Source organism: Mucilaginibacter sp. FW306-07-L (assembly GCF_058782065.1).
This window is the reverse complement of record NZ_JBYSXI010000001.1, coordinates 612,358-626,782: the sequence shown is the minus strand read 5'-3', so window position 1 is coordinate 626,782 and position 14,425 is coordinate 612,358. Positions and strand designations below refer to the sequence as shown.

The following is a 14,425-nucleotide window of genomic DNA, read 5'->3' as shown; positions in this document are numbered from 1 at the left end:
AATCTCCTAAGTAAATAATATTCGAAATTGAAAATCCGAAATCCGAAATCAAAAAATGGATTACCGCGAAGAAAATAATTACCCTAAAGCATTTTTGGCAACGGGTATTATACTGGGCATAGTGCTTGCGCTTAGCTACTTTATTGTGTTTCATTCGCTGCCTAAGCAGGAGGATGGTACCGGGGGTATCCTGGTAAATTACGGCACAGTTGACGAAGGTATGGGCGATGCCTACATGAGTATGGAAGAGCCATCCGTAGCCGAAAAAGCTAACAACACCCGTCCTGATAAAGTTACCCCTGACCCGCCGACTGAAGACAAGGTACAGTTGGATAACAGCGATAAGGACGTAGTTACCCAAAATAATGAGGACGCGCCCGAAATAACCGCGAACACCAAAAAACCAAGCCCAACGGTAGCCACCAAACCTAACAAAACAGAAAGCAAACCGGTAATAAACCAAAATGCCCTGTTTAAAGGTAAGCCCAACAACGGCACCGGCAGCGGCGATGGTACAGGCAGCACACCCGGCAATCAGGGCAAAACCACCGGTACAACACTCACCAACAGTTATGATGGTACAGGCTCGGGCGGCGGCGGCGGTGCAACATCCGCACCGGGTTGGGACAGGGCACCTGCAAAACCGGATGTAGGCAATCGTTACAATGGCAAAGTTGTTATTGAATTCACTGTAGATAACAACGGCAATGTAGTTAATGCAGGTGTTGGTCGTGGTACTACCCTCATAGATGATGAATTGGTTAGCAAATGTGTACAAGCCGTACGTAATGCCAAGGTAACGCCATCATCAAGTACGGCAGACGGCCGTAAGTACACCCAGGTATTTGTATTTAAAGCGAGATAAGTTGGGCGGTGGTCATTAGTCATCAGTCATTTGACATTAGTTAATTAAGTATTCAACCTTATGACTAATGACCACCGCCCAATGACTAATGACCATTGTCAACTGACCAATGACCATTGACTACTGCCCATACTATGACCACCTACGCTGAGACCATCGACTATTTATTCAGTCAGCTACCCATGTTTACGCGCATCGGGGCAGCGGCCATAAAAAACAGTCTGGATAATACCTTTGTCCTTTGTGATCTGCTGGGCGATCCGCATAAAAAATTTAAGAGTGTACATATTGCCGGCACCAATGGTAAGGGGTCAACCTCGCACATGCTGGCCGCCATACTGCAAACAGCCGGTTATAAAACCGGGCTGTACACCTCCCCTCACCTAAAGGATTTCAGGGAACGCATCCGTATAAACGGACAAATGATTGCCGAGCAAACGGTGGTTGATTTTGTTGAAAAACACAAGGCGGACTTTGAGCGAATACAACCCTCTTTTTTCGAGATGACGGTTGCCCTGGCTTTTGATATTTTTGCTCAAGAGCAGGTAGATATAGCTATTATTGAAGTTGGCCTGGGCGGCAGGCTCGATTCAACCAACGTGATCACGCCCCTGCTATCCCTCATTACCAATATCGGCTGGGACCATATGAACATGCTCGGCAACACCCTGCCTGAGATAGCCGGAGAAAAGGCCGGTATCATCAAACCAAATATCCCGGTAATTATCAGCGAACGGCAGGAAGAGATTGCCAGTGTGTTTATTAAAAAGGCCGCTGAGCTAAACGCTCCAATTACTTTTGCTGCCGATAATTGGCAGGTAGAAGTTCCCGGTCAGCAGCATGATGCTTTAATACACAAAACCATCACTGCAAAAAAGGGGCAGCAAACTTATAAACTGGATGTTGACCTGACCGGCACCTATCAGCAAAAGAACATAAAAGGCGTTTTAGAAGCGGTTGAGCAATTACGTGCCCAAGGCTTCAACATAACTGATGAGCATGTTGAACAAGCGCTTAAACAGGTAAAACTATTAACCGGCTTGCATGGCCGTTGGGAGGTATTGAGCACCTCTCCCCTTACTATATGCGATACCGGGCACAACCCGGATGGTATTGTCGAAGTGCTGAAAAATATAGCTGCAATAAATTATAACAAGCTCCATTTTGTAATAGGCATGGTGAACGATAAGGATATCACCAAAGTATTAGCCATGCTGCCGCAAAATGCCATCTACTATTTTTGCAAACCAGATATACCACGTGGGCTTACTGCGGAAGAATTACAGGCAAAGGCCGTATCATTCCATTTAAGCGGTGATACTTATACTTCGGTAAAGGCGGCACTCCAGGCGGCGCAGTCAGCGGCCAACAGTAACGACCTCGTTTTTGCCGGTGGAAGTACTTTTGTTGTAGCCGAAATAGTGGCGTAAGAAAGCCTTTCCCTCCCCTTTTGTAACAATAAGAAAGCATTGTGTTTTTCGGGTAAGCATTTGCGATAAAAGCCTATTTTTACCACAACCAACTCATTAAACAGCATGACATATCAACCTGCAAAAAACAGATATCAAAATATGCAATATCGCCGCTGCGGCAAAAGCGGTATAAAGCTCCCGGCCATATCATTAGGCCTATGGCATAACTTTGGGCATGTAGATGTTTACCATAACTATCAAAAAATACTGCACCTGGCATTTGATAGCGGCATAACACATTTTGACCTGGCCAACAATTACGGCCCGCCTCCAGGATCGGCCGAAGAGAATTTTGGCAAGATACTGAAGGCTGATTTCAGCGGCTATCGTGATGAGATGATCATATCCAGCAAGGCCGGTTATACCATGTGGGATGGTCCGTATGGCGACTGGGGTTCCAAAAAATACCTGGTAGCTAGTCTGGATCAAAGCCTGAAACGCATGGGGCTGGACTATGTCGATATATTCTATCATCACCGGCCCGATCCTGATACGCCGCTTGAAGAAACCATGCAGGCACTTGATCTGATCGTTCGCCAGGGCAAGGCTTTGTACGCGGGTATATCCAACTACCCGGCAGATCAAGCTGCCGAAGCCATTAAAATATTAAAGCAACTGGGTACGCCATGCCTTATCCACCAGCCAAAATATTCCATGTTTGAGCGTTGGGTTGAAGGTGGTTTGTTGGATGTACTGGAAGATAACGGTGTAGGCTGTATCCCCTTCTCACCATTGGCCCAGGGCTTGCTTACCAACAAATACCTGAACGGCATTCCTGAAGATTCGCGTGCGGCGAAATCAACCGGTTTTCTGCAAAAAGACCAGGTGACCGAAGCACGTATCAGCCAGATAAAACAACTGAATGATATTGCCGTACAACGCGGCCAAAGCCTGGCGCAAATGGCGCTGGCCTGGTTACTAAAGGACGAGCGGGTTACCTCCGTGCTGATAGGTGCCAGCAAACCGGAACAACTGGCCGACTCGCTGAAAGCGCTGGATAAAATTAAATTCTCTGCCGAAGAACTGGCAAGCATTGAGGGTATTTTGAAGTAATAAGCGATAAACTTAACATAACGGCTATGTAATTACTACATGGCCGTTTGTGTTTATAAGCAAAAACTTTTTATTTTAAACCGGTAAAACCTTTACTTTATTTTTGATGGATACTACAGCATACGCCAAACCCGACAAATCGGTTATTCAACCTTCAAAAGCATTCAGGCAGCAAATAGCGCGTTCGGTAAATGCCGTTGTATTGTTTGTTATTGTTTATATATTCCTGCTGTTAGGAGCCATAGTTTGCGCGGTAATATTTGGTGCTTTAGGTGTAGGCCTGATGTATTTAAAAATTCACTTTATTACGCTCGCTTTAGGTGTGGGGCTTATTTTTTCGGGCTTGATGCTGATCTTCTTCGTTATTAAATTCCTGTTTAAAAAAACCGGTGATAATGCCGGCGAGCGCTTTGAGCTATTTGAAAACGACCAGCCCGAACTGTTCAGCTTTATCAGGCAGCTAACTGCCGAAACCGGTACGGATTTTCCAAAACATGTTTACCTCTCGCCCGAAGTAAACGCTTATGTAAGTTATGATTCTACTTTTTGGAGCATGTTTTTACCGGTTAAAAAAAACCTCACCATTGGTTTAGGTTTGATAAACAGCCTTAACCGGTCGGAATTCCGGGCGGTACTGGCACACGAGTTCGGGCATTTCTCGCAGCGCAGCATGAAGTTCGGCAGCTATGTTTATAATATGAACAAGGTGATCCATAACATGCTGTATGATAATGAAAACTACGAACATATTATTGACCGCTGGGCCAGTTTCCACGCTGTATTAAGAGCTACAGCATGGCTGAATGTGCAGATCATTAAAGGCATACAATTCATCCTGCAAAAGGTATATGTGTTTTTAAACAAAAACCAGATGAGCCTTTCAAGGCAAATGGAGTTTCATGCTGATGCTATATCAGCCTATGTTGCCGGGTCAAACAATGCCATTACCGCATCGAGGCGGTTGGATATTGGCAATATCTGTTACGATACCATTTTAAATTATTGGGACGGTGAGATAAAAAATAAAAAACGTGCTGATAATTTTTACCCGCAACATGGCGAGATCATCCGCTACTTCTCGGAACTTAACCGGCTTGAAACTGATAGCAACGGCCTGCCCGTAGTAAATCACCGCATTGCCGAGCTCGATAATGAGCAGGTGGTTATTGAAAACCAGTGGGCATCGCATCCGTCAAGCCGCGACCGTGAGGCCGCTCTTGAGGCGCTTAACATTCAGCAACCGGTTGATAATAAGAGCGCCTGGTCACTATTTAATAATGCCATGCAACTGCAGTGTACATTTACTGATCAGATGTATAACTCGGTTACCGACAGCAATCAGTTTGAAAAAACAGGCCTGGAGAGTTTTAAATCACAATACTATAAAGTAATAGAAGAAAACAGCTATCACCCGGGGTATCGAGGCTTTTACAATGGCCGCCTGATAAACGCTTTTGATGTAAATGAAGCCATAGCGCAAGCACAAACTACTGCTATCACCCCTTTTAACGAGCTGTTTACCGATGAAAAGAGCAACCTGCAAAAACGCACGCTATCATTAGCGGATGATATTGCTAAACTGGATGCCATCATTGAAAAACGTATTGAAGCGGGCGTTAAAACCTTTGACTTTAAAGGATCAAAATATAATAATGCTGAGGCCGCCTCCATAAAGGAGATACTTACCGGCGAATTACAGGATGTGGAAAGCCAGATAAAGGACATGGATAAGCAGTTGTTTATCCATGCCTACAACAATGCCGATGAGCTTGAAAAACAAAAGCTGAAAGAGGGATATCAGCAGTTATTTAATTACCAGGAGGAAAGCAATGGCGATTATGATATATACAACAAGGTTTGGGCGGCATTGTCGCCGTTATTTAACACCATGCCTTATACCGAAATTGAGCGCGCAGTAAAGGAATTGTATGAAATAGAAAAATCTTTAAAATCCCGCTTGCAGCAGATCACGCAGGATGACACTTATAAAGTGGTTATAGATACTGAACAGGCAGAAGCCATTGAAAAATACTGCTCAAACAACCGGGCGTACTTTGTGCACCCCAACTATGACAACGATGCCATAGCCATACTTGAAACAGCCCTGGCAAGCTACCTGGATATAATTACCGAGCGGATATTCAAACTAAAAAAGCAGCTACTGGAGTTTCAGCTAACCTTGTTAAACAAAAAAGCAGGCTTGTAGGCCTGCTTTTTTGTTATTAATCAAATCCATTTACTATAAATATCCCGGATTTTGTTTCAATTTAGGATTCAAATCAATTTGCTGACGAGGAATAGCAAATAAACTCCTTGTGGCAGTGCTTGGTTGATGATCCCACCAGCTACCGGTAGTAAACTTACCAAAACGTATCAGGTCATCCCTGCGGAAACCTTCAAAAATGAACTCGCGCCCACGTTCGTTTAACAATTCGTCCATTGTTAAAGTAGCCGTAGTATAAGCTTTACCTTCCCAATCGGCAGCGCTGTAAGCACGTTTTTTGCTATCATTAATCAGTTGTACAGCTTCAGCAGTAGCAGCACCACCATTTTTACGCATAATAGCCTCGGCTTTAGCAAAATAAATCCATGTTAATCGGTATAAATGCCAATCAGTGCTGTTATAATTAGCATTGGGAGGTGTGCCATCAAAACCAGGAATCTCATTACCCAGTTTATATTTATTAAATCGCACACCACTATTTTCTTCACCATCGCTCATGGTTGACGAAGTACCGCCTGATTTGTTACGCCTAATGTTATCAACAAATACCAATGGCTGCCCATCATATTCATTACCACCTGTTGCAATAACAGGCTTGCCATCATCAAAACGTGTCATTGGCCCTTCTAATATCCATTCTTTTTTACGCAAATCTTTGTCATCAAACTTAGTATAGTTACCAGGAACAACCACTACACCATCGTTACCATTACGACCACCACCGTAGATAAATCGTTGCTGGAAGTGATAGAAATCACCGGTCCATGATGGTTGAAAATTAGCACGTTGAAACTCATAAGCTATTGAAAATATAGCTTCTTTTGACAGATCATTATTTGGCTTAAAAGCATCAGTAATGTTAGCATCAAGCTCCATAGCACCATTAAGCCCACCTGCCTGATTGTTGATCAACTTGTTGGCAGCGGCAATACAATCATCCCAGCGTGGGGTACCTGTCCAAACCTCAGCATTCAGGTAAAGCTCAACCAGCATTGCATAACCACCTGCCTGGCTCATACGGCCAAGCATTGTTTTAGATAGTTTTGGTGCCTTTTCTACATTATCTAAAATCTCCTTTTCAATAAAATCAAAAGCCTCTTTCCGAGAAAGGTTGGTAGGATAGTCTGTGGTTGGACCATCCGGTACAATTGTAGTAATAGGTATATTACCAAAAAGATCCATCAACTTTAAAAAGTGATAAGCACGTAGCAACTTTAGTTCTGCAATAAACTCACCCTTTTCCTTTTCACTTAGTCCAACATCTGCCGCATTGCGTTTTTCAATATTTTGAATGGGTATAGTGCATAAACCAGCTCCCCAGTACATTAACACCCAAGCATTATTTAATCCGTCCTCATCATTAGTCCAGGTATGGTAGTGCAAGCGCTTCCACTTACCACCATCTTCACCATGACGGCCTTTAGTTGGCCACGCCAACTGATCCGCTGATAGCTCACTCGGCCTCCACCAACCATCCTGCCCTGATGGTGTAGCCCAGGCATTAGCATGTGTATAAGGACGTAGTACAGCTGATATGATCTCATTCCTATTAGTATAAAAATCAGTAGCCGGTATTACACTGTAAGCTTTTTCATCAAGCTTGGTACATGATCCTGCTGCTAAAAGAACAGTCAGGCATGCGGTATATTTTATATTTTTTATAATATTTTTCATGCGCTCTTTTTTTAAAATCCTAAGTTAACACCAAATAAAATTGTGCGGGTACTTGGATATGGGCCACGGCCATCTATACCCGGAGCCAAACCGGTATCATTTACAAAATCAGGATCATTACCTGTATAGCTGGTGAATGTAGCCAGGTTTTGGCCGGTTACATAAGCACGAAGGCTACGTACGCTTTTGGTTTTAAGTTTAAAGGTATAGCCAAAAGTAACCTCGTCAAGCTTCACAAATGAGCCGTTCTCCAGGTAGTAATCTGAATACATATAAGTATCATTGATCTGAGCATATTTTGTAAATGCACTTTGTAATAGGTTGGAGCCACTTACTTTATTACCATAAGATATAGCTGTTGTATTTAATATCTTATAATCAAACTTGCCTCGTAAAAATATACGCAGGTCGAACCCCTTGTAATTAAATGTATTTGTTAGTGATGCGTAGTACTTAGGTATACCATTCCCTAATTTTTGATAATCAGTTACATTTTTGTCAGGCGAATTATTTATCTCAGCATTTGGTATCTTTTCACCATTGCGGTTATAAAACAGCCATTTTCCATCATCTGTGAATCCTGCAAAACGTTTACCCCAAAATTCACCTATTTCACCTCCCTCATAAGTACGTATGGCCCTGCCTAATGCACCATATCCACCTATATCCCCGTATGGTTGATAATTAACAGTAAAAATATCATTAGAGTAAGAATCCAGTGTGTTTTTTGTGGTGCTTGCAGTCGCATCAATATTCCATTTGAATCCTTCATACTTGATTGCTGCAAAACTTAATGACAATTCAATACCTTTTGCCGAAACTTTACCAACATTGGCGTAAATGTTATCTAATACATAAGGAGGTTGCGGCGTTCTGTAACTATCTACCAAGCCATCAGTTGTGCGCTTAAATACATCAATAGTACCACTTAGCCTGTTGTTAAGTAATGTAAAATCAGCACCAATGTTAATCTCCTTTTTACGTTCAAACCTAAAAAACGGGTTAGCGTTGGTTGTTGGACCCAAAGTTTCACGATATTCGCCATCAGGATACAAATAATAGCCTCCGCCACCTAAATAAACGTCAGATTGGTATCTATCAACAGATGCATTACCTGTGACACCATAGCCGGCTCTAAGTTTTAAATAATTAATGAAGCTGGCATTTTTCATAAACTCTTCCTGGCTAAGCGTCCAGCCTGCTGAAACTGCCGGGAAATTACCCCATTTGTTTTCAGGTCCGAATTTTGTTGAACCTTCTCGGCGCAGGATAAATTGCAATAAATACTTATCCTGATATGAGTAATTTACACGGCCAAAAAAACCAACAAGTTTGTCGGCACCTTTATTACTGGACATTCCAGCCTTGCCTGCCGTAAGTTGGCTACCAAGACCAAGATTATTTTCTTCAACAGCATCATTCAAAAAACCGTAATTGCTGGCCGAAAAACTCTCGTCAACATTATAACGGTAACTGTAACCAAACACACCCTTAAGGCTATGATCGCCGAAAGTGCGAGTGTAATTAATGGTTGGCTCAAAAGCGAAGTTTTGAGCTAAATAAGTACCGCGCTCTGCGTAGCCACCATTCTTATATACATCATTTTCCTGCGAGAATTCGCTAAAAACACTACGGTATATACCATCAAGATAGCTGTTACGCTGGTAAGATACAAAGGCAGATGCTGTTAAACCTTTGGTTATCTCATAATCAGCCCTCGCATCAGCGGATGAGGTTTGCTGCTGTCTTTTATTGGTTTCCTGTTGTAATCGTGCAAACTGGTTAGTACTGGTACCTTCAAAGTAAAAAGTTCCGTCATCATTATAGTTAGATAGTGTTGGGTTACGCATAAACTGGTCTTCCCAGCCTCCGCCTCCTAATAAATTGCTTCTGTTTATGTTTGTTACTAAATTAATTTGTGTGTTTAATTTATTATTGAAACCTTTTTGGTTCATGCTCATGCGGATAGTGTATTCAGTACGACTATTTTCTTTTGCAATTCCTTCGAGGTTACGGTAATTTAAACTCACCCGATAGTTGCTCTTGTCAGATCCGCCTTGTAATGATAAATTATGGTTTTGTGACAAATTACCTTTGTTAACCAAATCATTAAAAAAATCTGAGGAGTGTCCGTAATCTGTACCATTTATCTCACCTGCGGCAAGCCTTTGCCTAAATTCAGCAGCATTTAAAAAATCCGGCTTTCTTGCCACAAATTCTTTACGTACATAGCTTGAATAGTTAAATTGAGGTGGGCCAGCCTTTGCTTTTTTAGTAGTAACCAATATCACACCGGCACTGGCATTGGTACCGTAAATTGCAGCACCAGAACCATCTTTCAACACGTCGATTGATTCGATATCATCCTGTTGTAAAAGATCAAGATTACCACCCGGTATACCGTCTATTACAACTAAAGGCTGTGCACTACCATTAACAGAAATTACGCCACGAAGCTGTATACCTACACCGGAGTTTGGATTGCTACCGCCACTTCGGGTAATTTGTAAACCAGCAACCTTACCCTGTATAAGGTCAAGCGCATTGCGCGAACCACTCTGCCTGAAGTCAGATGTATCGGCATGGCCGGTAGCTGAAGTAATCTCGCCCTTTTTTTGCGAACCGTAACCTACTACAACTACCGTGTTTAATCCGCGCGATTCTTCGAGCAGGGTTACATTGATATTGGTTTGTGTACCTACGGCTACATCTTTAGATGTAAAGCCGATTGACGATACGGTAAGCACGGCATTATCGCCGGGTACACTGATGGTAAACTTGCCGTTCATGTCAGTAGCTACCGCGGTTGTTGTGCCTTTAATTTTAACGGTAGCACCCGGTAATGATAGCTTTTGCTTATCAACTACAGTACCTGTTATTTGCTTTTGCGCGTACGCTTGCAAGGTTAACATACTGGTGATAATTACGGCTAAAAGTACCGTAAGTTTTTTTAGGGGAGGCCCCTGGTTCGATGTGCATTTTTTTACATGCGGACGCACCCCCGCCGGGTTAAAAATGGCTTTCATAAAATAAAATTGTAAGGTAAAAATTCACTTACCCGGATTGGGCAAGCATCGAATAGCTTAAATCGGACTCTAACCTAAGGCTTTATTTATTTAAGCACAACAAAAAAAAATTGCGATGCGATGAAAATCATCTCTTCCGGCCTTATTATCTTAAAATATATTGATAAACCGTTTTATTTACAGCATTATAGCGTTTTTGTAAAAATCAAGTTACAATTAAACCGTTTTATCAAAAACAGCTCAAGCCACTACTTATAACTATTAATTAACCCTGTCGAATTACAAATCTTTGAAGATCGATATCTATTTAAAGGTTACAATCATCGCCCTTTATAATAAATGTTCTCATTACTTATAAGATTACATCTAAAAATCCCTGTCGATATTTATATTTACACAACATAAATTTTATCATGAAAAAGTGGTACATCATCCCGTTGTTACTTTCGCTGACCGCATGCCGTAAATCAAATATGATAACGGTTATTAACCAAGGAATAAGTGGCAATAAATCAAGTGATGTGGTAGCACGTATTGATACCGCGCTGCAATCAAACCCTGATATAGCCATCGTAATGATAGGTACTAATGATGTTTCAAGACAGGTACCTTACAATACCTATACTAACAACCTTACCTTTGTTATAAACAAGATAAAAAAAACAGGGGCAAAAGTATTATTGATGAGCCCGCCCCCACGTGGAACGGATGTGATCTCCGCTCCTGATAATTTTAAAAATGGCCGAACGGACACGATTGCTTTGATCATAGATTCCCTCAGTAAAAAGTTTGATTGTTATTACTTAAATATAAATAAGGAATTTAAAGAGGCGGGTACGCCCAGTGCCGGTAAATCAAGCATGATATTTAATAGTGCCAACAACCCGCAAAAGCCGGATGGTGTACACCTGACCATTGAGGGCCGGCAATTTATCGCAGCCAAAGTAAACCGCTTTATTCAGGATAATTTTCCTAAGGGAAGCTACAGCGTGGTTGTTTGTATAGGCGATAGTTTGACAGCCGGCGGCTCAAAAACCTACCCGGCCTATCTCCGCATTCTTTTGAATGCGGATTAATTTACGGCAAATCAAACAAGGGCGTAATCCGGCAAAACTATTCCAAAAGCGCATATTCTGTATAGCTATAAACAATTGTGCAGTGAGAGCTAACCGCCACAAAACATATTGTATAAATTGCTGTTAGCCACATAAGTTTACCCCTGATTATGACAAGCAAAAAATTACTCCCGCCGTTTTATGAACATCTGGCTCTGGTGCTTATTGGCATTATCTCGTTAAGTTACCTCATTATACTGGGTAAAGAAATACTTGACCCATTGATGTTCGGCTTTTTATTCGCAGTGTTGTTACTGCCGGTGGCTAACTTTTTAGAGCGCAGGCTAAAATTTCCGCGCAGCATATCGTCATTTACCGCTATCATATTATTTATTGGCTTTATAAGTTTGGTTGGTTACCTGGTAGGCTCGCAAATATCGTCGCTGGCATCAGACTGGCCCATGCTGAAAACGCAGATCACCGAATCTATCGCCAATATACAAGGGTGGATAGAAAACTCCTTCCATATTAACACTGATAAGCAGATGAATTACGTGCACGATACCACGCAAAAGATAATGGAATCGGGTACGGTAGTGCTTGGTACTACATTTGGGGCGGTATCATCATTGCTGCTTTTTTATGTTTTTATATTGATATTTACCTTTTTTATTCTTTTTTACCGCAGGTTGCTCTTCCGTTTTGTGATCCGTGTATTCAGCGACGATCATTCATCCACAGTAGTGGATATTGTTGAAAATATTCAGAAGATACTGCGCCAGTACATTGTAGGACTGATACTGGAAATGGTGGTTGTTGCCGGTATTAGCTGTGCTGTTTTTTGGATATTTAATATTAAGTACGCCGTTCTTTTAGGCATACTGGTTGGCCTGTTCAACATCATACCTTACATTGGCATATTTACGGCGCTGCTACTAAGTACGGTTGTAACCTTTGCCACCGGCAGCATACAGCAAACGGTTACCGTAGCCATATCTGTAATAGGCATACACGCGCTGGATGCCAATGTGCTTTTACCCATTATTGTAGGCTCGAAGGTACGCCTTAACGCGCTCATCACCTTTATAGGTATAATTGTGGGCGAAATGGTTTGGGGCCTGTCGGGTATGTTTTTGTCTATACCGGTTATCGCCATATTCAAGATCATATTTGACCGTGTGCCGAGCCTTAAACCCTGGGGCTACCTGTTAGGCGGCGATTATGAATATGATGATACCGCGCAAAAGGAAATGAAAACCGAATAATAGCTTGCTTTGATGTAATTTCGCCCATCAACAAAACATACTATGCCAGGTAAATTCTGCTTACTGTTTATGGCCTGTTTATGGCTTTCAACTACCGCGACAGCACAAACAAAAGCACCCTCATTTAACATTGTGCCATTGGGTGTAAAGGGCGGTATTGATGAGAGCAATCTGTCTGCTTACATGGTTGGCGCAGCAGGCAGCAACGGTTACATTTGTCTGGATGCCGGCACCTTGCACTACGGCATTGAAAAGGCCATAAGCAAGCATACCTTTAATGTATCTGCAGAAACGGTGCTAAAGCAATATATTAAAGGTTACTTTATTTCGCACGCACACCTGGATCATGTTTCGGGCCTCATCATCAACTCTCCCGAGGATAGCACCAAGAGCATTTACGGCCTGGCCTCATGTCTCGAAACTATGAAAACCCATTACTTTACCTGGGATAGCTGGGCAAACTTTGCCGATGAAGGCGAAAAACCGGCACTCAAAAAATACGCATACAAACCGATGGAACCGGGAAAACCGGTTTTAATTGATGGCACCGGGCTTACTGTACAGATATTTCCGCTAAGCCACTCTAACCTTACAGGAGCCGCTTACCTGGTAAAAAACAACGATACCTATATACTTTACCTGGGCGATACCGGGCCGGACGAGATAGAAAAGAGCACCAAACTCCGCGAGTTGTGGCAAGCCGTTGCTCCACTGATTAACAAAGGACAGTTAAAGGCGATGATGATCGAGGTAGCGTACTCGAATGAGCAGCCTGACAAAAGCCTGTTCGGCCACCTTACACCCAACTGGCTAATGAAAGAAATGCAGGTACTGCAAAATTATACCGGCGCGGGTAAACTTAAAGGCTTTAACTTGATAGTAACCCACGTTAAGCCGCCGCAAAAAAACATCGATAAATTAAAGCAGCAGCTTAAACAGCAAAACGTGTTAGGATTGAATTTGATATTCCCGCAGCAGGGTAAGCGCATACGGCTTTAACTATTGCGTTTCGAGCAGATCGACGCAGTTTTTGGATAACGTACTGAGGCGTACCTTTACACCGGCTAAACCAGCGGTATCATTTATCTTTTTATATAGCGAAGTAATAGTGTTCATGGTATCTTCGTTCGGGTCGCAAGCCTGGGCTTTTTCCAGATGTGCTATTGCCTTTTTTACCGAATTGATATACGCCCACTTATTAGCGGTTGTTGCATTAGCCTTTACTTTCTTTTCGTTACTCTCAGCATCCTTTATATAAATGTACCCCAAGGCAAGGTGGGCCACATAATAGTCAGGCGCATGCGCTACCACCCTCTCGTAATAAACCCTGGCCTCGGCAGGTTGTCTTTCCTCATAAAGCTTACCTAAAATGTTATAATAATTAACGCGTGCTTTGGGTGGCAGGGCTACGCTATCAGCCATAATGCTTTCGGCAATACGTTCAGCATTGTCGGCATTACCCTCAAACATGGCCATGTTCAAATCAAGATATTTATCAAAAACGGCGGCACTATCAACCGTTTGCGCGGAAGCCACCAGGCTACCCAACATTAATACAATAACATATAGTGTTCTTTTAATCACGATAAATGGGTAACGGTTTATTTTTAAATATAGTGCTTATAGCCTAACCTGCAAATAATTTAATTAGCCGGGTATGGCATCAGCATAAACGAACACCACGTGTAACGAAACCGAACGTTTTTGAAGTGCCTATTTCAACACAAATAGCTGAAAATAAGAACACTAGCAACATGGCATATATTTAGTCGCAAAAATTGAACTGACCGG

At 42.3% G+C, this 14,425-nt stretch carries 10 protein-coding genes; 7 read left to right on the top strand and 3 right to left on the bottom strand.

Features of this window, described 5'->3' with window-relative positions:
• Nucleotides 1-55 precede the first annotated feature (55 nt).
• From AC3WJC_RS02835 to AC3WJC_RS02820, 4 genes are all read left to right on the top strand, one after another.
• Nucleotides 56-865, top strand: coding sequence for an energy transducer TonB family protein (locus AC3WJC_RS02835; RefSeq protein WP_492397555.1), 810 nt, complete (start codon nucleotides 56-58; stop codon nucleotides 863-865).
• A 134-nt stretch (nucleotides 866-999) separates the two neighbouring features.
• Entirely contained in the window at nucleotides 1,000-2,295 is a 1,296-nt protein-coding gene (locus tag AC3WJC_RS02830; protein WP_492397554.1) for a bifunctional folylpolyglutamate synthase/dihydrofolate synthase, read from the top strand.
• Between the two features lie 105 nt (nucleotides 2,296-2,400).
• A complete protein-coding gene (gene mgrA, locus AC3WJC_RS02825; protein ID WP_492397553.1) occupies nucleotides 2,401-3,390 on the top strand; it encodes an L-glyceraldehyde 3-phosphate reductase in 990 nt (329 codons plus the stop codon).
• Between the two features lie 106 nt (nucleotides 3,391-3,496).
• The gene (locus AC3WJC_RS02820) at nucleotides 3,497-5,596 is read left to right on the top strand and encodes a M48 family metalloprotease (protein WP_492397552.1); all 2,100 of its coding nucleotides are present in this window, start codon (nucleotides 3,497-3,499) and stop codon (nucleotides 5,594-5,596) included.
• A 33-nt stretch (nucleotides 5,597-5,629) separates the two neighbouring features.
• Here the strand turns inward: AC3WJC_RS02820 and AC3WJC_RS02815 are convergent, their stop codons facing one another.
• Both AC3WJC_RS02815 and AC3WJC_RS02810 read right to left on the bottom strand, forming a co-directional pair.
• Nucleotides 5,630-7,288 carry a RagB/SusD family nutrient uptake outer membrane protein gene (locus AC3WJC_RS02815; RefSeq protein ID WP_492397551.1) on the bottom strand — a complete coding sequence of 553 codons (1,659 nt, stop codon included), beginning with the start codon at nucleotides 7,286-7,288 and terminating at the stop codon, nucleotides 5,630-5,632.
• 11 nt (nucleotides 7,289-7,299) lie between these two features.
• Nucleotides 7,300-10,314: a SusC/RagA family TonB-linked outer membrane protein gene (locus tag AC3WJC_RS02810; protein ID WP_492397550.1), complete on the bottom strand. Its 3,015-nt coding sequence runs from the start codon at nucleotides 10,312-10,314 to the stop codon at nucleotides 7,300-7,302.
• 413 nt (nucleotides 10,315-10,727) lie between these two features.
• Here AC3WJC_RS02810 and AC3WJC_RS02805 point away from each other — a divergent pair, with 413 nt between their 5' ends.
• The 3 genes from AC3WJC_RS02805 (at nucleotide 10,728) to AC3WJC_RS02795 (ending at nucleotide 13,633) form a co-directional block, all read left to right on the top strand.
• Nucleotides 10,728-11,390, top strand: a complete 663-nt coding sequence (locus AC3WJC_RS02805; RefSeq protein ID WP_492397549.1) for an SGNH/GDSL hydrolase family protein — start codon at nucleotides 10,728-10,730, stop codon at nucleotides 11,388-11,390.
• 149 nt (nucleotides 11,391-11,539) lie between these two features.
• On the top strand, nucleotides 11,540-12,634 hold the full coding sequence (locus AC3WJC_RS02800; protein ID WP_492397548.1) for an AI-2E family transporter: 1,095 nt from the start codon (nucleotides 11,540-11,542) through the stop codon (nucleotides 12,632-12,634).
• A gap of 42 nt (nucleotides 12,635-12,676) precedes the next feature.
• Entirely contained in the window at nucleotides 12,677-13,633 is a 957-nt protein-coding gene (locus tag AC3WJC_RS02795) for an MBL fold metallo-hydrolase (RefSeq protein WP_492397547.1), read from the top strand.
• On the opposite strand, the gene AC3WJC_RS02790 is transcribed toward AC3WJC_RS02795, so the two are convergent.
• Nucleotides 13,634-14,218 (bottom strand): tetratricopeptide repeat protein, encoded by a 585-nt coding sequence (locus AC3WJC_RS02790; protein ID WP_492397546.1) that lies wholly within the window; start codon nucleotides 14,216-14,218, stop codon nucleotides 13,634-13,636.
• Between the last annotated feature and the right edge of the window lie 207 nt (nucleotides 14,219-14,425).

What these genes read in the sequence shown, in the direction of transcription:
- AC3WJC_RS02835 (WP_492397555.1), top strand. Translation starts at nt 56, where the DNA reads ATGGATTACCGCGAAGAAAATAATTACCCTAAAGCATTTTTGGCAACG.
- AC3WJC_RS02830 (WP_492397554.1), top strand. Translation starts at nt 1,000, where the DNA reads ATGACCACCTACGCTGAGACCATCGACTATTTATTCAGTCAGCTACCC.
- mgrA (WP_492397553.1), top strand. Translation starts at nt 2,401, where the DNA reads ATGACATATCAACCTGCAAAAAACAGATATCAAAATATGCAATATCGC.
- AC3WJC_RS02820 (WP_492397552.1), top strand. Translation starts at nt 3,497, where the DNA reads ATGGATACTACAGCATACGCCAAACCCGACAAATCGGTTATTCAACCT.
- AC3WJC_RS02815 (WP_492397551.1), bottom strand. Translation starts at nt 7,288, where the DNA reads ATGAAAAATATTATAAAAAATATAAAATATACCGCATGCCTGACTGTT.
- AC3WJC_RS02810 (WP_492397550.1), bottom strand. Translation starts at nt 10,314, where the DNA reads ATGAAAGCCATTTTTAACCCGGCGGGGGTGCGTCCGCATGTAAAAAAA.
- AC3WJC_RS02805 (WP_492397549.1), top strand. Translation starts at nt 10,728, where the DNA reads ATGAAAAAGTGGTACATCATCCCGTTGTTACTTTCGCTGACCGCATGC.
- AC3WJC_RS02800 (WP_492397548.1), top strand. Translation starts at nt 11,540, where the DNA reads ATGACAAGCAAAAAATTACTCCCGCCGTTTTATGAACATCTGGCTCTG.
- AC3WJC_RS02795 (WP_492397547.1), top strand. Translation starts at nt 12,677, where the DNA reads ATGCCAGGTAAATTCTGCTTACTGTTTATGGCCTGTTTATGGCTTTCA.